We start from the raw sequence: 21,149 nt of genomic DNA, 5'->3' as shown, positions 1-21,149 counted from the left end.
AATGAGCGGCAAAGACCGTTCGTCCGCGCATCGCGAGGAGATTCGGGCCAATGACAGCAGGAAACAAAAACGGCTGGAAAGCGGCAGGTTTTGCGGCCGGCGGCTTGCTGCTGCTGGGCGGCATGATCGCCAGCGTGCTGGCCGGGGCGGTTCATTACAACTGGTCTGTCGCTTGGAATGCGGCTTTCCATTATGACGATGCCGTCATGGAGCAAGTGATCGTGCGCACGACCCGGATGCCGAGAGCGTTTATAGCCGCCGCTGTCGGAGCGAGCCTGGCGATTGCGGGGGCTTTGATGCAGACGCTGACCCGCAATCCGCTGGCCTCGCCAAGCGTGCTGGGCGTCAATGCGGGGGCGAGCTTCCTGGTCGTTCTTGCGGCGATCCTGTTCTCGGTGTCGTCGATGCAGGTGCTAATGTGGTTCGCTTTTGCGGGAGCCGCTTTGGGGTCGGTCATCGTCTATATGCTCGGCTCTCTCGGCCGGGACGGCTTGACGCCGATGAAGCTGGTGCTGGCCGGAGCGGCCATGGCGGCGCTGTTCTCGTCTTTTACCCAAGGCATTCTGGTGCTGAATAAGCAAGGGCTCGGTACGGTGCTGTTTTGGCTGACCGGCACGATCGCCGGGCGCGAGCCGGATGCGCTGATCGTGTTCTTGCCGTACATGCTGCTATGCTGGGCCGCCGCCTGGTTCATTGCCCGCGACTTGAACGTCCTGACGATGGGGGAAGACACGGCCAAAGGCTTGGGGCAGAAGACGGCATGGCTCAAGGCCGGAGCCGGGCTCATCATTCTTGTTCTCGCCGGCGGCGCGGTTGCCGTCGCGGGACCGATCGGATTTATCGGCGTCGTCATCCCCCATATCGCACGATTCATGTGCGGGCCCGATCATCGCTGGGTCGTCCCTTATTGCGCGGTGCTCGGGGCGTTGCTGCTCGTCTCCGCCGATTTGGCGGCGCGCTTTATCATGATTCCGGAAGAGGTGCCCGTAGGGGTCATGACCGCACTGATCGGCGCGCCCTTCTTCATGCACATTGCCCGAAGGGGGATCGTCAAGTCATGAAGCACTTCATGAAGGGCTATATTCCCTACCGTTCGGGAGGGCAACGCGTTTCTTTTCTGGTACACGGGAAGACGGTGCTGCTGTTGTTCGTTTTGCTTGCGGTCTGCGCGATCGCCGCCGTGGTTAGCGCCGGCCTGGGGGAAATGTACATTTCTCCGCCGAATGTGCTGCGCGCCGTCTTCGGGGCGGGAGTCGACGAGCACGTGATGGTGCTCCAGCAGCTGCGATTGCCGAGGATTGCGATCGCGATGCTGGTCGGAGCCGCATTAGCCGGGTCCGGTGCCTTGCTTCAGGGGATTATGCGCAATCCGCTTGCCTCCCCGGACATTATCGGCGTTACCGGCGGCGCGTCCGTGACGGCCGTCCTGTTTCTGACCTATTTATCCGGAACGGTCAGCATCCGCTTGCTGCCCTTCTTCGCCATGATCGGCGGCGCGGCCGCCGCGGTACTGCTGTACGCGTTGGCTTGGAAAAAAGGGATTTCGCCCGTGCGGCTCGTGCTGATCGGAATCGGACTATCCTCCTTGACCTCGGCGGCTACGACGATGATGATTATTTTCAACCCGAGGAACGACGCCGGATTAGCCTATATGTGGCTGACAGGGTCGATTTATGCGACGAATTGGGAAAATGTACTGACGATCGTCCCCTGGACGCTGGTCGTGCTGCCGATTGCCTTCTTGTTCTCCCGCCATGTCAATATCGGTCAGCTTGGCGATGAAACCGCGGTCAGCGCGGGAAGCGCGGTGGAACGGAACCGGCTGCTGCTGCTGCTCATGAGCGTCGCTCTGGCCGCGGCCGCCGTGTCGGTAGCGGGCGGGATCGGCTTTATCGGGCTGCTCGCCCCGCATATGGCGCGCAGGCTGGTCGGATCGGAATTTGCCCGGCTGCTTCCCGTCTCGGCGCTGCTGGGCGGGATCGTGATGCTGATCGCGGACTTGGCGGGAAGGACGTTTTTTCTACCGCTCGATGTTCCGGTAGGCGTATTTACCGCAGCCGTCGGCGCGCCGTTTTTCATTTATTTGCTGTATGCGAAGCGGAACTCGGCGTAACCCGGAGGAACGGGCGGAGCGAGGATGGATACAGGCGAGAAGAATACCGGAAGCGATACGGAGAAGGAGAGGGAGAGAGAGTATGAAATCGTTGCAAGCGCAAGCGAAAGGTGAGACGCCGATAGCAGACTTGATCAGGGAGAGAAGGACGGTCAGGCAATTTCTGGCCGATCCCGTCCCCGAATCGCTGCTTCTGGAGTTGTTAAATGTGGCCGTATGGGCTCCGAATCACGGGCATCGACAGCCTTGGCGGTTTATCCTGTTTCACGGCGAGGCGAGGCGGACGTTCGCGGAGGCGATGGTCCGGACTTATTCCTCGGAGGAACGGGGGAAGTATGGCGAACGGAAGAAAGAATATTTGGAGTCCGTCCCGGCTCACCTGATCGTCATTATGAAGGAGGATCCCCGCCAAAAAATTTGGGACGAGGATTATGCCGCCGTATGCAGCATGATTCAAAATTTCCAGCTGGCCGCATGGGAGCGGGGGCTCGGCGTCGTGTGGAAAACGAATCATTACGGCTATGACCCGACATTCCGCGAGGCGGTCGGTGTGCGGCCCGGAGAGAAAATCGCCGGGGTGCTGCATGTCGGTTACCCGCTCGCGATTCCCCAAGCCCGTCCGCGGATGCCGGCCGAGGAGCTGCTGACGATCTTCCGATAGGACTCTTCCAAATGGATTGGATTTTTGCTATATTGATGATAATGATAATCATTACTATTTATAAGGAACAGCCGGGACGTCCGCCAGGACCGTGCCGGCTTAACCCCCATTCCCGGATCAGGAAGGTGAAGCTTCGTGCCGCGCAGCGCCGGTTCCCGCTATCCTCTCTTGCTGCTGTCCTCTATTCATAAACGTACGTACCGCCCGAAAAAGACATTGTTCCGCCTGACGGTCCCCGGCGATATGCTGCTTCTGATCGTGCAGGGGGACGGCCTGCTCCGTCTCGGCGACGATATCGTCCCGCTCAAGCCGGAGCTGGCTTTGTTTCTGCGACGCTCGGATACGGTGGACCTTATGCCCGAATCGGGTCAAATCGAATATTATGTTCTCGTGCTTAGAAGCGTAGAGGTCGGAAAGCCGCGGGGGTATTGGACCTGCACGCCGTCCGAGGCGTCCGGAACTTTGCTGCCGCCGGGGCGGCTGCGCAGCCGATCGATCCGGCCGATGGTGGAGCGACTGGAGCAGATTTATCGTGGCAGCCGATCGAATCCCGGGCAGGCATTAAGCGTGCAGCTTCAGTTCCAGTCGCTGCTGCAGCTTGTTGCAGCCGACTCGTCCGGGCAACGGGAGCCGGAGCGGGAACGCGGGGGGATCGACCGCAGTATCGCTTACATGCACGATCACTTCCATGAGAAAATAAAGCTGGACACGCTGTCGGTCATAGCTGGCTTAACCCAAACCTCCTACTCCAGAAGCTTCAAGCGGCAAAGAGGCGTCTCGCCGATAGAGTACTTGAATCAAATCCGCATCGACTGCGCCAAGCCGCTGCTTGCGCAGAAGCGCCCGATCAAGGAAGTATCTGAATCGGTCGGGTTCGGCAGCGAGTATTATTTTAGCCGGCTGTTCAAAAGGACGGTCGGCCTTTCTCCCGCAAGCTACGTGCAGAGAAGGCAGCTTCGAATCGCCGTGGCCACCTGCTTCGGCTTCGGGGATTGCTTGCGCTCCCTGGGCGTGCAGCCGGCGGCCGTCATGAACGGACTGCCCTATAACGGACAAGGCGGCGACAGGCACGGCAGGCTGGTCCAGCTTCAAATGCAGCGAATCCGCCAGGCGCGGCCGGATCTGATCGTGACCGATTGCCGGCATCAGCCGTATTACGAGGAGCTGAAGCAGATTGCCCCAATCGTCGTATTGCCTTTTACGTCCGACTGGCGCGACAATCACCGGAGAATAGCCGAGCTTGCCGGACGGGAGAAGGAAGCGGAGCAAAATTTCCGACAGGTCGAGCAGGAAATCCGTGATGCGCGTCTGCTGTTGAGTTCTCCCGAAGCCGGCAAAACCTTTTCCTTTATGCGTCTGTACAGCCGAAAAATCAGGGTGCAGGGGACAACCGACCATCCGATGAACGTGCTGCTGTACGCCGAGCTTGGCCTAAAGCCGGGCAGCGGGGTGCCTTCGGACTCGCAGTATCGCGAATTCGATCTGCGCCGGATGCCGCCCTTCGATACGGATTATATGTATATTCACCCGATCGAGAAGCCGGACCGTGATGTTCCGCTGTTTGCCAGTCAGCAGCAAGACGCCTTTCGTGGCGGTATGCAGTTTCGTCCGGTATCGAACTGGATACGCAAAAGCTGGTCGCCGCTCGGACAGCGGCAAATTATCGACGAGCTGCTGCGGGGGACGGGCAGTCCCGGCACAACCGCCGGTGAGGCCATGGGGCGGGCCGCCCGCACCGAGAGCAGCGCCCGGCGCTTCTCAATTACTTAAACGCGCATTTCTATTTTTATTCCATAATCCGTCCCCGCCGCCGTCGATTGACGGCGGCTTTTTGCCGATTTGGTCGAAAAAACGCGCAACGATGCGGAGAAAGTGCTATCATATAGGTATACATAATTTGGGATATCGACCAAACAGGAGGAGTTATTGTCGTGAACGAGCGGATCGGGATCGAGTGGGCGTATAGCGAAACCGTCAACTATGCGATGCAGCAAAATCACGTACCCGTTATAAAGCAACTGATTCTCGCGAACAAGATGGAGGACGATATTGCCGGGGCTACCGTGGTTCTCTCGACGGAGCCGCAATTCGCCTACGATTGGAGCAAGACGTACGATTTGCTGCCGGCAGGCCGATCGGTCGACCTGGGCGTCGTCCCTTTGCAGCTTTCGGCTGCTTATTTGGGTGGCCTGTCCGAACGAATGGCGGGTACACTCAAATTGTCCGTTCTTCAAGGACAAACGCCGATCTATGAAACGAACGTCCCCATCGCCATACTTGCCTTCGACGAATGGAGCGGGCTCGCCGTTCTGCCGGAAATGGCCGCCGCATTCGTAACGCCCAACCACCCGGAAGTGGCACGGGTCGTTCGGGAAGCCGCCGATGTTCTTGGCAAGTGGAGCGGCACCCCGTCGTTTACCGCTTACCAAAGCAACGACCCGAATCGGGTGAAAATGCAAGCTGCGGCTCTCTATGCCGCTTTGCAAAGCCAAAATATCGCTTATTGCGTCGCGCCGCCCAGTTTCGAGCAGATCGGGCAGCGCGTCCGTCTTCCGGAAACGGTATTTGCCCAGCGTATGGGCAATTGCCTCGATTTGTCGTTGCTTTATGCCGCCTGTCTGGAAGCCGTCGGGCTGCATCCGTTGCTCGTGTTCATAGAAAAGCATGCGTTCGTCGGCGTATGGCTTGTAGAAGAAACGTTCTCCGAAAGCGTGCAGGACGATATGTCGCTGCTTACGAAGCGAATTGCCCCGGGCATTCACGAAATATGCGTGATGGAGTCTACCGCTTTCGTCGAAGGACCGGCGGTCTCGTTCGAGGATGCGGTCAAGATGGCGGCCTCGCATTTGAACGATCCCGCCAAGTTCGACTGCCTCATTGATGTTCGCCGGGCGCGTTCCGGCGCGATTCGTCCGCTGCCTCTGCGCGTGGCGACGACTCATGGCTGGGAAATAGCGCCGCCCGCGCGAACCGCGGCGGAAGTAGCGATTGCCCCTGAACTTTTGGATGTCGTTCGGCGTCCGGTCGAGGTGGATTCGCTTCCGATGACCCGGCAGAAGCTGTGGGAGCGCAGGCTGCTGGACTTGTCGCTGCGCAACGCCTTGCTTAACTTCCGGCTGTCGAAGTCGAGCGTTCCTCTGATGGCGATCCATCTCGGACAATTGGAGGACGCGCTGGCCGGACGCGAAGAGTTTCAAGTGCTGGCGAAGCCCGGCGACTGGCAGGAGGACGGGAGAAACGCAAATTTGTACCAATCGATTGATGCCGCTCATCCGCTTGCCGCCCTGCTACGGGAAGAATTCGAACGAAAACGGATTAGAGCCGATTTGCCTCCGCAGGAGCTGGACAGAAGGCTCGTTCACCTGTATCGGAGCGCCCGTCTGTCGCTGGAGGAAAATGGCGCCAACACGCTGTATTTGGCGCTAGGCTTGCTGAAATGGTACGAATCCGCCGTAAGCGAAATGCCGCGATACGCCCCGGTCGTGCTTGTCCCCATCGAAATTATAAGAAAGTCATCGCGAATCGGATACGTCATCCGCATGCGCGACGAGGAGCCGCAAATCAACGTAACGCTTCTTGAAATGCTGCGGCAAGATTACGGGATCGGCATCGGCGGGCTCGATCCGCTACCGAAAGATGACAACGGAATCGATTTGAAGCAAATTTTCACAACATTCCGTCATGCGCTTATGCAGATGACGCGATGGGATGTGGAGGAAACGGCGTATATCGGCTTGTTTTCGTTCGGTCAGTTCGTCATGTGGAACGATATTCGCACTCGCGCCGACCAACTTGCGGAGAACGGCGTGGTGGCGAGCCTGATGGCAGGCCGGCTGAAGATGCCGCAACAACAGTTGGACAAGGAGGAAGAAGGGCGGCTTGACGAAGAGCACCCGAGCCGGCCGCCGGTGCCGATCAGCGCCGATTCGTCCCAGCTATCGGCGATTCGGGCCGCAGCCGGCGGACAAAGCTTTGTTCTGCACGGTCCTCCGGGAACCGGGAAGTCGCAGACGATTACGAACATGATCGCCAGCGCGCTGGCAAACGGGAAACGGGTTCTGTTCGTCGCAGAGAAAATGGCAGCTCTTACGGTCGTGCAAAACCGGCTGGCCCAAATCGGTCTCGATCCGTTTTGTTTGGAGTTGCACTCGAACAAAAGCACGAAGAGGGCCGTGCTTGACCAACTGAACGCGGCAGCGGAAGCGGGACGAGTCCGAAAGCCGGAAGAATGGGAAGCGCAGGCGCATAGGTTGTCCCGGATGCGCGGCGAATTGAACGAGTACGTTAACGTGCTGCACGACAAGCATCCATTCGGATTCTCGTTGTTCGAAGCGATATCCGGCTATGAACGAACGGGCAAGGGAGCGGATGTCGTCCGGTTCGAACCAGCATCTGTCGAACGGTTGACGCCGGATCAAGTAACCGTTTGGCGCGATTTGGCGTCACAAATGCGAGTCGCGTCCGCTGATATTGGCATTCCGTTCGATCATCCGTGGAAAGATGTGGGCTGTACGGCCTACTCGCAAACGTTGAAAGCCGAGGTCGAGGCGCTGCTTGGTCGATACGTCCCGAAGCTGGACGCCGGCGAAGCGGCGCTAAGAAAAGCGGCAGTCGAGCTTGGCGTCGATTCGCTTGCTTACACGAATGAGCAGTGTGACCGGTTTGTTCGATTGTGCGACATGCTGCGGCATATGCCCGATCTGAAGGGAGATCTGTTCTGCTCGGAAGATATAGGAGGGGCGGTCGCCGCACTGAAAGCCGTTTCCGAGGTAGGGAAAGCGAGAGATCGCATCCGCGACAAAGTAAGCGCCACTTTTGTTCCGGACGTGCTTCGCTTCGATGCCGCGCTCGTCCAATCGGAATGGACCAAGACGGAGCTGCAATGGTTTTTGTCGAAATGGATGGGCCAAAACCGGATCGTCAAATTACTCGGAACGTTGACCGTATCCGGTCGAACGATTGCGAAACACGAGGTCAAGTCGCACTTGGAGAATATCCGTCTTTGGCAGGAGGAAGAGCGAAGGCTGGCCGAAGCCGGGAAGTCGGCGGGTTCGTGGCTCGGCCCCGAATTATGGTGCGATGGTGAAGGCCGGTGGGACGAGATCGTCGCCTCGTGCGGCTGGGCGCTGGAGCTGCAGGAGCTGCTTGCTTCCTTGTTCGCGGAGGCGTCGTCGTCCGTGCGCAAGCGGCTCGGCGAGCTTGTGCGTGGCGGCACGACCGGGGTGATGAAGCAAAACGGAGCCTGGAAGGCGGCTGTAGAGCAATACGGCGATATGAAAAAGGATGAGTCCGAGCTGCATAGGCTACTCCGGATTTCTTCTGAGCAAATGACTGTGGCATCCAGGGAAAGCGACCGCTTTGCGTTCATGAGAACGAAGGCGGTCCTTTTGGAAACGAATCTGGACTCTTTGCGGAGCTGGTGCGCTTGGCGAAAAGTGCGTGACGAGGCAGTCGCAGCGGGCTTGCTCCCGCTAGTCGCCCCTTACGAGCAAGGCTTGCTTTCGCACGAACAGCTGGTGCCGGCCTTCGAGCGGGGATTGTACAAGTCGTGCGCCGATTGCATCATCTCGAAGGATACTCGCCTCAGCTCGTTTTCAGGCAGCTTGTTCGAGGAGACGATCCGGCAGTTTACCGAGACGGACCGCAAGTATACGGAACTTACGCGAAAAGAAATTGTCGCCCGGCTCGCTGCCAGAGTACCGCAAATGTCGCAGGAAGCAGTCCAAAGCTCGGAAGCGGGCATCTTGCAGCGGGCGGTTCGCAGCGGCGGGCGTTCGCTCTCGATTCGGAAGCTTTTCGAGCAAATACCGAATTTGCTGCCGAGACTGACTCCTTGCATGCTGATGAGTCCGATTTCCGTAGCGCAATATTTGGACCCGGCCGGTCCGAAGTTCGACCTTGTTATTTTCGACGAAGCTTCGCAGGTTCCTACCGCTCAGGCCGTAGGCGCTCTTGCCAGAGGACATCAGTCGGTAATCGTGGGCGATCCGAAGCAGTTGCCGCCGACGAGCTTTTTTTCCAAAATGAGCGGGGAGGCGGAGGAGGATCAAGACGTAATCGAGGATCTGGAGAGCATATTGGACGACTGTTTGGCTATCGCCATGCCGCAGCGGTATTTGTCGTGGCATTACCGCAGCCGCCATGAAAGCTTGATCGCTTTCAGCAACGCGCAATATTATGACAACAGGTTGATGACGTTTCCGTCGCCGGACGAGCCTGTTTCCAGCGTCAAATGGCATCCGGTGGAGGGAACGTACGACAGGGGCCGCTCGAAACAAAACCGGGCGGAGGGCGAAGCCGTCGTCGCGGAAATTGTGCGCCGTCTGAAGGATAAAAATCTGTGTCGGACAAGTATTGGCGTTGTGACCTTCAGTTCGATTCAGCAATCGCTGATCGAAGATTTGCTTGACGAGGCGCTGAAACGGGATCAGGACTTGGAGCTGCTGGCTGCAAATATGCCGGAGCCCATATTTATTAAAAATTTGGAGAACGTGCAGGGCGACGAGCGGGATGTCATCTTATTTTCGGTCGGGTACGGTCCCGATCCTTCCGGCAAAATAAGCCTAAATTTCGGACCGCTCAACCGACAAGGAGGCTGGCGTCGGTTGAATGTGGCCGTATCTCGCGCACGTCAGGAAATGCATGTATTCTCCACACTTCATGAGCGCCACTTAAGCGCCGGTAGGATAAGCGCCCAAGGCGTCATCGGATTAAAGGCATTCCTGAGCTACGCGGAAAAAGGCAAAAGGGCCCTGCCGACAAGCGAAATTGCAGGAATCCGCACCGGGGATAGCGACATCCATCGCAGCCTGATAGCGGAGCTTGAACGTCTCGGCTATGCGGCCGATCTTCATGTCGGGACGTCGGGCTTCCGGATCGACGTCGCGCTCCGGGATCCGGCAAAGTCGGGAGCCTACGCTCTCGGTATCGTGCTGGACGGGCCTATGTATAGGGATGCGAAGACGGCCCGCGACCGTGATATATTGCGCCTCCAGGTTTTGAATCAGCTTGGCTGGCGCATTCACCGGCTTTGGACGCCGGATTGGTGGGATAATCGCGGCACGGAAATCCGTAAAATCGTATCGGCAATGGAGCGCAGCGCAGGGGGCGAAGCGGAAAAAGGGGAAGAAGCGTCCGTGGAGGAAACGGCTGACGTAGACGTGCCCGCAATGACGACGGACGTGCCGACTGCCGGCTTGCCGGAAGGTGCGAAGCGATATCGGCCGTGTGTGCTCGCAAGTGTGACTGCGGGGACGGATTCGTTTTATTCGCCGGAATATGCCCGACTGATCTGCGATCAGATCTTGAAGACTATCGAGGAAGAAGGGCCAATCAGCCGCGGACTTCTTGCCAGACGCGTGCTTCAGGCGTGGGGGATTTCGCGGCTGGGCGCCAGGCTTGAACGTCATTTGGTCGAGCTGATGTCAAGAATGCAAGTTCGTTCCGTAGAGCGGGACGGGGTCGAGTTTTTTTGGCCGGCCGGGATTGAGCCCGAACAATATGCGCTATTCCGCGTCGCCGAAGATGATTCGCAGCGGCGGGCTGCCGAGGATCTCCCGCCGGAGGAGATCGCGGGCGCGGTTCGCGCCGCGCTTGCCTCGCAGATCAGCCTGCCGGAGGACGACTTGGTTAAGCAAACGGTACGTTTGCTTGGCTACGCCCGCTCCGGTCCAGCTCTTGAAAAGGCGGTCAAGAATGGAATCGCCGTGGCTGTAAAGCGAGGCTTCGCGACTATTGATGGATCGGGAAGATTGGTATATCGGGGATAGTCATCATTCGGCCTATCCGGTTGGCATTTAACCAGTAGGTCATGATACAATTGGTAAATATCGCACAAAAATCAATCAGAAGGAGGTCGAACATCGTGTCAAATCCGGATGAAAAGAAAGTCCACACTTATCAAGATTGGCTAACCTGGGACGGATCTTGGGAATTAATTAACGGCAAAGCGTATAATATGTCGCCGGCTCCGACCCCACTGCATCAATTTATTGTTGGAGAGCTTCATTTCGCTTTGCGGACATTTTTTCAAAATCGGAGTTGCTATGTGTTCGTAGCTCCATTTGATGTGTTTTTTAGCGAGAGTGAAGATTACGAGTCGCCCGACCACGTTACACAGCCCGATCTCTCGATGGTTTGCTCGAAGGACCAAATATCGAAGAACGGCTGTCACGGTGCGCCGGCAGTAATTATTGAAGTGCTGTCACCATCCAGCGCATTGAAGGACTTTAATGAAAAGTTCAACTTATATCAGAAGCATGGGGTGCTGGAATATTGGATTGTCGATCCCGGGAACCAAACGGTCCATGTGTATGCGCTGCAGGATGGTAGTTATGCGATACGTCATTTGTACACGGAACAGGAGACGATCCACTCCGTCGTATTTAAAGATTTGCAGGTACCCATGAACAAATTATTTAGCCTGGAATAATTGGAACAAAAAAACGGCGAGATGACCTCGCGTACCATCCCTTCTCCGCGTCCATACTGGAGAGGGGATTTGTTTCTATGCTACAATTTAGGATATAGCACAGCAATAGATGGAAGGGAATGGCCATGGGAGTGGAGGATGCTTTTTTTGTCCGAAAACAAGAGGAAGCCGGCGTCACGCTGAACGCCGTCCAGAAGCAGGCGGTGCTGCGCACGAACGGCGCGCTGCTGCTCCTTGCCTCACCCGGGTCGGGCAAGACGACGACGATCATTATGCGGATCGGCTATTTGATCGAGGTGAAGGGCGTGTCTCCCGCGAGGGTGAAGGCAATCACGTTCAGCCGGGCGTCCGCGAACGATATGAAGGAGAGGTTCAAGCGGTTTTTCCCCGGCTATCCGGATGATTGCGTCGCCTTCTCGACGATCCACAGCATGGCGTATGAAATCATGCGCGATTATTTCCGCAAGAGAAGAACGGCGTACCGTTTGATCGAAGGGGATATCGCACTGGGCGAAGTCGAAGGGGGCGAGCCGAACAAGCTGCCGCTGCACAAAAAGCTGATTCTGCGGGAGCTGTATTACCGGATGGCCGGCTCTCCCATTACCGACGACCAGCTGGACGAGCTGACCACCTATATCAGCTATATCAAAAACAAGCTTATTCCACCGCAGCAGTGGTCGCAGGTTAAATGTGACGTGCCGGAAGCCGAACGCATCCTGCACGAATACGAGACGTTCAAGCGAACGGGCTCGGACAAGCTGCTGGTCGATTACGACGACATGCTTGTCATTGGCAACGAGGCGATGGAGCGGGACCGCGAGCTGCTGACGAGCTATCAGCGCAGGTACGACTATGTGCTGACGGACGAAAGCCAGGATACTTCGCTCGTCCAGCATGCCATTATCGAGAAGCTGGTGCGCGCCCACGGCAACCTATGCGTAGTCGCCGACGACGATCAAAGCATTTATGGCTGGCGGGCGGCGGAACCGCAATATTTGCTCGATTTCAAGCGGTATTATCCTTTTGCCGCTATTTTGAAAATGACTCAGAACTATCGTTCTTCGCGAAATATTGTCGATATCGCGAACAGGTTTATCAAGCGCAACGAAAACCGTTACGACAAAACCATGTTTACCGCCAATAGGCCCGATAAGCCGATTGTGCTGAAAAGCTTGTCCGATTACAGATTTCAAGCCAAATATATAGCCGAGAAAATAGCCGGTATCGAACAGCTGCGCGAAGTAGCGGTGCTGTACCGGAACAATGCGTCCTCGATCTCGCTGATGAACGTCTTCGACCGTATCGGCATTCCGTTCTATATGAAGGACGGCGACAATCGCTTTTTCTCGCATTGGGTCGTCGAGGACGTGCTGAATTTCATGAGGATGGCTTATACGGACAAACGGGTTGAACTTTTCGAGAGCATCCATACGAAGTGCATCGGGTACGTGACGAAGCAGCAAATAGCGAAGGTTAAGGAGCTCGCCAACAACGAGTCGGTGTTCGACAATTTGCTCCGTTACGCCGAACCGCAGGAGTATCAGAAGAAGCTGCTGACCGAGGCGAAGGAAGCGTTCCGCAGGCTGAAGGGGATGCCGCCGCTGCAAGCGATACGCGACATACGCGGTAGACTGGGGTACGAGAAAGCGCTGGAGAAGCTTTGCGAGCGGCTCGGCTTCCGCAAAGAATATTTGATCGGCATCGTCAATACGCTCGAGGAAATCGCCGAAGGGCTGGATACGCTGGAGCAGTTCGCCGCGAGACTGAAAGATTTGGAAGCGTCGATGCGCGAGTCCAAGCGGAACCGGAACGGAAATGCGGTCACGCTGTCCACGCTGCATAGTGCCAAGGGGCTGGAGTTCGAGCGGGTCTATATGGTCGATTTGATCGAGGGCATTCTTCCTTCAAACGACGACGCCAAAAAATTCGAAAGCGGGGACATCGCGTCCATGGAGGAGGCGGTGCGTCTATTCTACGTCGGCATGACCCGGGCGAAATCGCACCTGGAGCTGCTGACGTACCGGATGCGGGACGGCGGGCAGACGAAGGAATCGCGCTTCGTGACGCATGTCCGCAGCCTGCAGTCGGGACCGCGGCCGGCTCCTTCCGGCTCCAAGGAGACCGGGGCCACCGACGGTGATGCGCGCAAGCCTCCTGACGCTTCCGGAGCGAAGCGGGTCAAGAAGGTTAAGGCCAAGGCGGACAAAGAGGAGCTGAACTCCGAGGAAAGGCTGCTGCTGACCCGAATCCGGGAGACCGGGTCCGCCCATCATCTGAAGTTCGGTCAAGGCGAGGTCGTTCATCTCGATGAGAAAACGATCCATATTCGTTTTGAAGCCGGAGTCAAGAAGCTGCTGGTGACGACTTGCCTGAAAATGGGACTGCTGACGCCGGTGTAGGCGGGGCGACGGCAAGGCCTGGTCCACTGACGAAAACAGATGAAGCCTCCATCATCGGGGCGAATGCCGCTTTCGGTGATCGGAGGCTTTTACTTTCCTTATTATAAAACTTGCCCGCAGAAAAAGAGTTTTATGGTATAATATGGAACGTACAACTGAGCTTGGGCGGTGGCATTCCTCCGGAAAGGGGGAATGCACATGAACTTTTCGCTGCAAGATGTGATTATGCTCGGAATGTTTCTTCTGGCGCTTCTCACTTACTTAAAACGAAAATAACCCGCCCAGGTTAGCGCCAACGGTGCGGGTTATTTCTCGGAAACATTCATTTACTCGGGAGGTACCCTGCCCAAATGTTGTACAGGGAGTCGGCGGCAACCGGCTCCTGTTTTCTATCTTTATGTTATCATGGGAGATATATACATGCAACATGTAAATCGGATCGACAACAGGGTGTTCAATCATTAGGAACCACTGATTTTGGGTTTTCCCAACAGCCAATCCCTCACATAAACTTCCGATGCTGCTTCTTGCCGTCGAACGTGAACAGCACGCTTTTCTCCTCGATAACGGTCTCGAGGTGGACCGTCCGGCCCCATAGCTTATGCACGTAAGGGATCGTCTTCTCCAAGTATTTGATGTCCAGCTCGATGCCCTCGAACGAGTGCTTCAAGTACAGCTCGCCGTTGTTCGTATGGTTGCCGTCCAGAACGTGCAGCACCGGGAAGCCGCCGTTGATGCGGGAATAGACGAGTTGGTCGCGTACGGACTCCCACGCTTTTTCGGTAATTTTCCACTCGGGACCCTTCTTCTCGAAAATGTACAAGTCCAGATCGTCGACGAGCTCCTTGGTCAAATAGTTGCGGACGAACGACGTGTCGGAGTCGAATTCGCGCACTTCGAACATTTTCTCTCTGCCTCGTCCCGGCTGACGGCCGAACCGACGCCGGTCTTCTTCGGACGGTTTGTCCCAGCGCTTCTCGATGTCCTCGAAAATTTTCAAGCCGAGGTAATACGGGTTCAGACTGTGCCGCGACGGCTGGACGACCCCGCTGTTCAGCTTGGCGTATTCGATCGTTTCCTCGCTCGTCAGATCGAGCTCCCGCACGATGCGCTGATGCCAGTACGAGGCCCAGCCCTCGTTCATGATCTTCGTTTCCATCTGCGGCCAGAAGTACAGCATCTCGTCGCGGAGCATCGTCATAATATCGCGCTGCCAATCTTCGAGAATCGGGGAATGCATCTCCAGGAAATAGAGCAGATCTTTCTCCGGACGGGGCGGAAACTTCTTCGTCGTTTCTTCGGCCGGCTTGTCGCTCCTGTCTGTATCCAGCTCCCACAAATCCTCGTAGCCGGTTTTGCCGGCCTGGGCCGCCTTCGCCTTGTTTTTGGCTTCGGCTTCGTTCTTATCCTTATCCCCGTAATACGGCTTGACGAGCGTCGGATCTACGTGCTCCTGAATGGCCAGCACCGCGTCCAGGAACGTCTCCACCGCTTCCGTGCCGTGGATCAGCTCATAATGGCGGACCCGCTCCGCCGTTGCCGACATGCTCTCGACCATATTGCGGTTCGTCTTGGAGAAGCGGGCATTGTTTTTGAAGAAATCGCAGTGGGCGAGCACGTGCGCTACGATCAGCTTGTTCTGGATGAGCGAGTTGCCGTCGAGCAGGAAGGCGTAGCACGGATTCGAGTTGATGACGAGCTCGTATATTTTGCTTAAGCCGAAATCGTACTGCATTTTCATACGATGAAACGTTTTGCCGAAGCTCCAATGGCTGAACCGGGTCGGCATGCCGTAAGCTCCGAACGTATAGATGATGTCGGCGGGGCAAATTTCGTACCGCATCGGGTAGAAATCCAGGCCGAATCCTTGTGCAATTTCCGTAATCTCGTCGATTGCCCGCTCCAATTGTTTGATTTCATCCGGATGCATCGCTCGCCTCACCCTTCCTTCGGTTTTGTGAAAAATGTTTTCAGCGCCTTGTACACTTCGCCTTTCTCGCGGATGACGCAATGCTGGAACCGGGGGTATTGAATGTGGCGGTAGGCGGACATGAGCGTGCTGCTCCGGTTGTATTGGTTCACTTCGCCGTAGCCGAACATATTGCACCGCTCCAGCAGCTTCTCGATCAGCTTGACGCACCGCTCGTTGTCGGAGGTCAAGTTGTCGCCGTCGGAGAAATGGAACGGGTAGATGTTGTAGTGGGACGAAGGATAGCGGCGGTCTATAATATCGAGCGCTTTCTGGTAGGCCGAAGAGCAGATCGTCCCCCCGCTCTCTCCTTTGGTGAAAAATTCTTCCTCGGTAACTTCCTTCGCCTCCGTATGATGGGCGATGAAGACGATCTCGACCTTCTCGTATTTCGTGCGCAGGAAACGGGTCATCCAGAAGAAGAAGCTTCTGGCGATAAATTTCTCGAAGCTGCCCATCGAGCCCGACGTGTCCATCATAGCGAGGATGAGCGCGTTCGAATGGGGAACGACGACTTCATCCCAAGTTTTGAACCGCAAATCGTCGGGGGAGATGTGGTGAATGCCCGGCGTGCCGGAATTGGCGTTGCGGCGCAAATTCTCGAGAATGGTCCGCTTCTTGTCGATATTGGACATGATCCCTTTCTTGCGGATATCGTTGAACTGGATTTCCTGAACTTCCAGGTTCTCTTTCTGCTTCTGCTCCATATAAGGCAGCTCGAGCTCCTCGAACAGCATCGTCTGCAGCTCTTCCATGCTGACCTCGGCTTCGAAGTAATCTTCGCCGGGCTGCTCTCCGGCCCCCTCGCCTTTGCCCGGATTCGCCGCGGACGGATCGACGCCGAGCACGTCGCCTACCTGACTATCCCCGTCGCCCTGTCCGACGTGTTTGCTTTTATTATGATTGAAGCGGAACCGGTATTCGTCGAGACTGCGGATCGGAACCTTAATAATTTGCTTGTTGTGGGACGTGACGATGTTTTCTTCGGTGACGAGGTCGGGCAAGTTTTGCTTGATCGCTTCGCGCACCTTTTGCTGGTGGCGGGTCTGATCCTGATATCCTTTGCGGTGAAGGGACCAGTCTTCCCGGGATACGATAAACAGCGGCTCTGTCATGATGCGGCACCTCCTGTATGGTGTTTGAAGCCCGCGCGTCCCGCGTACGGACGCCCTAGGGATAACGGACAATGGGAAAAAGAGCTTGTTATCAAATATATTCAAGCGGGCAAGGGATATGTGAATGGGACGAGGAACGATTTTTGGCAAGGGGGGAACCGGCGGCCGCGAAAAGGGCCGGACTATAGGGCGGAACCCGGATAACCGGCATGAAAAAACACTTGAATGGGAATTTGCTTGTTTGGACAAATCCTTATCTCCCAAAATTTAGTATAATGGCCATACAATCCTTGAATTCAATATAGTTGAGGTGAGCCTTTTGCTGGCAAAGCTGCTTATGGAATCACAGGCTGCGGTCATTTTTTCCGGCGCGGGAATGTCGACCGAGAGCGGTCTTCAAGATTTTCGATCGGCGGACCGGGGGATGTGGAATCATCGCAACCCGATTGAACTCGCAGATATTGAAGCTATTGATTCGAATCGTTCGGAGTTTGTGAGGTTTTATCAGTGGCGTATTCAAGAGATGAATTCCCATCAGCCCAATGATGGACACCGCATTCTCGCAAGCTGGGAAAGACGAGGGCTTATCAAAGGGGTCATTACGCAGAATGTCGAGAATTATCATGAACAAGCGGGCACGAGCAGCATTGCGAAGCTTCATGGAGATCTCGGTACATTGCGCTGCATGAAATGTAATAAGCAATATGAGTCTCGGATGTATTTGGAGCCTCACGCACTGACAGCTTGCAACTGCGGCGGATTTATTCGTCCTAATGTCGTGCTGTTCGGTGAAATGCTTCCGCGAGCATCACTTCAATTTGCCGGTGCACTAATGGAAGATGTCGAACTTTTTATCGTACTCGGATCTTCGTTACGGGTCAGCCCGGCTAATCAGTTTCCCAAACAAGCAAAGGCGAACGGTGCGAAATTGGTTATCGTCAACCATGATCCGACTCCGTTTGATTCATACGCGGATCTGGTCTTGAACATGTCCATTGGCGAGCTATTGCGGAAGACTGACGAAGAATTGAAATGAATATGAGATGCGAAAGTAACCAGCGCTGTAAGGCTCAAAAAGGGGTATGCACACGTTTTCATATTTGCCCCTAAGGATGCGGAAAGACCTAACGGAATGGTTCGATCCGGCGCAATCGGTTATAATGGTACCATATTGAATCGAGAAGGAAGCGGGTGAAGTTCATGGGGAAAAGGAAGCTGCCGTACGGAATATCCGACTTCAAAAGTTTACGCGAGCAGAATTATTTATATATCGATAAAACGCCATACATCGAGAAGATGGAAAGTTTCAGCGGCAAGTACCTCTTCCTCATACGCCCGCGGCGGTTCGGCAAAAGTTTGTTTTTGTCGACATTGGAGCACTACTATGGGTTTGAGCATGCCGAACGTTTTGATAAATTATTCGCCGGCTTGTACATCGGTAATCATCCGACATCTCTAAGAAATAGCTACTGTATTCTAAAATTGAATTTCTCGGGACTTAATACGGACAACAGAGATAAGCTGGAAGAATCGTTCCGGATAGCATTCAAGGACACGTTGACCAGTTTTTTTAACACATACAGCTTTATCATTGAAGATGCCGCAGTTTATAAAGGCCAGATTGAAAGCAAAAATGATTTCCGTTCACTTTGGTCGCTATTGTTCGAGGCCGTGAAATCGTGCGGCAAAAAATTGTTTTTAATTATCGATGAATACGACCATTTTGCCAATGATATCATTGCTATGGGCAATGCGCCCTTGTATCAAGATATCGTACGCGCGGCGGGGTTCGTCAGAGATTTCTACGAAAGTGTAAAAATCGGTACGGAGCATGTAATCGATCGGATTTGGATGACCGGAGTTTCACCGATTATGTTGGATGATTTAACCAGTGGTTTCAATATTGCTACTAATTTAACGATGAATGCGTCGTTCAATGAAATGCTCGGATTCACGGAGCAGGAAGTCCGAGCGGTTATTGACGCCGCCGGCATTCAAGAACAACAAACAAGCTTGGTCGAGCTCAGGCGAAACTATAACGGATATTTATTTAGCGAAGATGGCGTTTCTCGGGTGTATAACCCGGATATGATCTTATATTTCTTCACGCAATGGGAGCTTGAAGGGAAATATCCGAAGCAGCTTATCGACGAAAATGTTAAGACGGATTATGGCCGTCTGCAGCGTCTAATTTCCAGCGAAAGCAATAGAAAGACATTGGATTATGTTATTCAAAACGAAGAAATTGCGGCTGACATTGTATCCAAGTTTTCTTTTGATTTGATGTATGACGAGCAATATTTCGTCTCCCTGCTGTTCTACATGGGATTGCTCACGATTGACCGGAAGGAGCGCATGCGGCTGGTCTTGAAAGTGCCGAACTATGTCATCCGAACGGTATTGTGGGAGTATTTGGAGAGACGTATTCGACTGGAGCAGCACATACGACCCAATACGGAGCAATTGCGTAAAACGATTGAGCAAATGGCTTTTGACGGTACGATCAAGCCTTTTGTGGATTATGTCGGCGAGCATGTGATAAAGCCTTTATCCAATCGGGATTTGAACCGTTTTGACGAGAAATATTTGAAAGTTCTCTTGTTCGCTTATCTGATAGAGAGCAGAGCTTACCGGCCATATAGCGAGAGAGAAACAGAGAACGGATATATGGATATTTATTTGGAAAAGGATACCCGGATTCCCGGCATTGTGTATGAATGGATCATAGAGCTGAAATATTTGAAGAAGCAGAATGCTTCCGATATAGAGATGGTCAAAGCGGAAGGAATCAAGCAATTGGCCGGGTATGCGATAAGCAGAGATTTGGCGGATAAATCGCATGTTAGAAAAGCATTGATCATTTTTGCAGGAAAAGATGAGTGGGTTGTGGTGGAAGAGTAGTCTTTTATTTATTTAGGGGGATAGACATCCATGAGCAAAAAGCTGGACAAGGAAGCCGCCTGGGCGGATGCCAAAAAACGATGCCGACTAAGCGATGAAGAGATCCGGATGGCGAAGGAGCTCGGGATGACGCCGAAGAGCCTAACGAAGAACATCCCGTCCCCCTCCCAGAAGTGGAAGGCGCCCGTCCGCGAGTGGGTCTGGGAGTTGTATGCGGAAAAGTTCGGGAACAAACGCCCGTCCGCTGCGGCGAATTCGTCACCCCTTCCGGTAAAGCGAAGCGCCGTCAAGATTCAACAGAAGCTATCGCCGTCAATGGCAGAAATAGAGCTTCCATTCTGATGAAGAATTCAACCTATCGCAAGCCTATCGCGGCAATATAAGTAAGAACCCGCTTCCTGATGGAGGAAGCGGGTTTAGAGTTTTTCCGAAGTAAGCTATAATACCTAATTTTACTTGGCAACAGAATTCGACAAACAACAACACGAATATGGTTTATTATATAATTATTGCCATTATTTTTGCGTGTTGAAGTCCGGAACAATAAGGGGATCTTGGAGGGATCGTATGAGTTTTTTTGACAAGTTGAAGGAAGGCGCATCCAAAGCAGCCGACAAGGCCAAGGATACCGTGGAGATTACGCGGCTCGGCACGCAGATTTCATCCAAAAGAAAAGAAATCGAGAAGTGTTTCAATCAGATGGGGGAAGCCGTTTTCGAAGCTTATGTCGCCAAGGATTTATCGTCTGCCGAAGCCGAGATCGAGCGGTGCTCCAACAATGTGATCGTCCTACAGCAAGAAATCGCCGTTCTGGAGCATCGGATTAAAGTGGTGAAGAATGAGAAAGATTGTACATGCGGCAATGTAGTCCCCTTGGACAGCAAATTTTGCCCCAAATGCGGACATCAATTCGAGATCAAAGAAGAAGCGGAGCCGGAAGCGCTTGAAGCTCCCGTAAAGCCGTGTCCTTCCTGCGGCGCGGAAATGGACAGTTCGGATAAGTTCTGCGGAAGCTGCGGAGCTTCTGCACAATAGTAAAATACACACGATATCATGGCGCTTGTCCTTCCGAAGAACGGTTAGGAGCCCACGGGCTTCCTTACTCCAACGAAGGATCAGGCGCTTTTTTACATATTGCCGAATAGGTGAACCGAAGCCCCTTCACCCATTTTTGTCGGGAATTTGAACAAAAAATGAAAAAGCGGTGAACATTTTGCGAAAAATATGTTACAATATACGTAACAATGAAATTCGCAGGGAGTGTTCCTCATGACGACTAAACAACTCGCGTTGAAGCAGGAATCGGTCAAGGACGGCAACCGTCTCGCTTCATTCATGACCGTAGCGGCTTGGATCGCTTTGGCTATCGGATTATTGACTTGCTTGTTCGAGGTAAGCGATTTCTCGGATCGGAATCTCGGTCTGATGGTCGGCATCGGCTTTCTGGTCGGCAGTGTTCAAATCTACATGATCGGAGCGGCTATCCGGCTGTTTCATCATAATAAGGCGAAGCAAAGCGAGTAACGGGTCAACCGTGACAAGCGATTGGATAGAAGAGAA

General features: G+C 54.4%; 14 protein-coding genes. 12 read left to right on the top strand and 2 right to left on the bottom strand.

Going from position 1 to position 21,149, the window contains the following annotated elements:
* Positions 1–50: 50 nt before the first annotated feature.
* From FE783_RS28110 to FE783_RS28080, 7 genes are all read left to right on the top strand, one after another.
* Positions 51–1,061, top strand: coding sequence for a FecCD family ABC transporter permease (locus tag FE783_RS28110; protein WP_202916278.1), 1,011 nt, complete (start codon positions 51–53; stop codon positions 1,059–1,061).
* Positions 1,062–1,069: 8 nt separating this feature from the next.
* Positions 1,070–2,113, top strand: a complete 1,044-nt coding sequence (locus FE783_RS28105) for a FecCD family ABC transporter permease (protein WP_138882750.1) — start codon at positions 1,070–1,072, stop codon at positions 2,111–2,113.
* Between the two features lie 82 nt (positions 2,114–2,195).
* Positions 2,196–2,774: a nitroreductase family protein gene (locus tag FE783_RS28100; RefSeq protein WP_138882704.1), complete on the top strand. Its 579-nt coding sequence runs from the start codon at positions 2,196–2,198 to the stop codon at positions 2,772–2,774.
* A gap of 135 nt (positions 2,775–2,909) precedes the next feature.
* Positions 2,910–4,544 carry an AraC family transcriptional regulator gene (locus tag FE783_RS28095; RefSeq protein WP_138882703.1) on the top strand — a complete coding sequence of 545 codons (1,635 nt, stop codon included), beginning with the start codon at positions 2,910–2,912 and terminating at the stop codon, positions 4,542–4,544.
* A gap of 161 nt (positions 4,545–4,705) precedes the next feature.
* A complete protein-coding gene (locus FE783_RS28090; RefSeq protein WP_138882702.1) occupies positions 4,706–10,543 on the top strand; it encodes a DUF3320 domain-containing protein in 5,838 nt (1,945 codons plus the stop codon).
* Between the two features lie 95 nt (positions 10,544–10,638).
* Entirely contained in the window at positions 10,639–11,205 is a 567-nt protein-coding gene (locus tag FE783_RS28085; protein ID WP_238403285.1) for a Uma2 family endonuclease, read from the top strand.
* Between the two features lie 125 nt (positions 11,206–11,330).
* Entirely contained in the window at positions 11,331–13,604 is a 2,274-nt protein-coding gene (locus tag FE783_RS28080; protein ID WP_138882700.1) for an ATP-dependent helicase, read from the top strand.
* Positions 13,605–14,106: 502 nt separating this feature from the next.
* Here the strand turns inward: FE783_RS28080 and FE783_RS28075 are convergent.
* Positions 14,107–15,534: a SpoVR family protein gene (locus FE783_RS28075; RefSeq protein WP_138882699.1), complete on the bottom strand. Its 1,428-nt coding sequence runs from the start codon at positions 15,532–15,534 to the stop codon at positions 14,107–14,109.
* A gap of 8 nt (positions 15,535–15,542) precedes the next feature.
* A complete protein-coding gene (yhbH, locus tag FE783_RS28070; RefSeq protein ID WP_138882698.1) occupies positions 15,543–16,688 on the bottom strand; it encodes a sporulation protein YhbH in 1,146 nt (381 codons plus the stop codon).
* A gap of 319 nt (positions 16,689–17,007) precedes the next feature.
* Between yhbH and FE783_RS28065 the strand changes: the two genes are divergently transcribed.
* From FE783_RS28065 to FE783_RS28045, 5 genes are all read left to right on the top strand, one after another.
* Positions 17,008–17,724 carry an NAD-dependent deacylase gene (locus FE783_RS28065; protein ID WP_138882697.1) on the top strand — a complete coding sequence of 239 codons (717 nt, stop codon included), beginning with the start codon at positions 17,008–17,010 and terminating at the stop codon, positions 17,722–17,724.
* 164 nt (positions 17,725–17,888) lie between these two features.
* Complete coding sequence (locus FE783_RS28060; protein WP_138882696.1) at positions 17,889–19,589, top strand: ATP-binding protein; 1,701 nt, start codon at positions 17,889–17,891, stop codon at positions 19,587–19,589.
* A 30-nt stretch (positions 19,590–19,619) separates the two neighbouring features.
* Positions 19,620–19,931, top strand: a complete 312-nt coding sequence (locus FE783_RS28055) for a hypothetical protein (RefSeq protein WP_138882695.1) — start codon at positions 19,620–19,622, stop codon at positions 19,929–19,931.
* 225 nt (positions 19,932–20,156) lie between these two features.
* Positions 20,157–20,624, top strand: a complete 468-nt coding sequence (locus tag FE783_RS28050; protein WP_138882694.1) for a zinc ribbon domain-containing protein — start codon at positions 20,157–20,159, stop codon at positions 20,622–20,624.
* A gap of 234 nt (positions 20,625–20,858) precedes the next feature.
* On the top strand, positions 20,859–21,113 hold the full coding sequence (locus tag FE783_RS28045; protein ID WP_138882693.1) for a hypothetical protein: 255 nt from the start codon (positions 20,859–20,861) through the stop codon (positions 21,111–21,113).
* Positions 21,114–21,149 lie beyond the last annotated feature (36 nt).

This window comes from Paenibacillus mesophilus (genome assembly GCF_005938385.1).
Classification (GTDB): domain Bacteria; phylum Bacillota; class Bacilli; order Paenibacillales; family NBRC-103111; genus Paenibacillus_AB; species Paenibacillus_AB mesophilus.
This window is presented reverse-complemented; position numbering and strand designations above follow the sequence as displayed.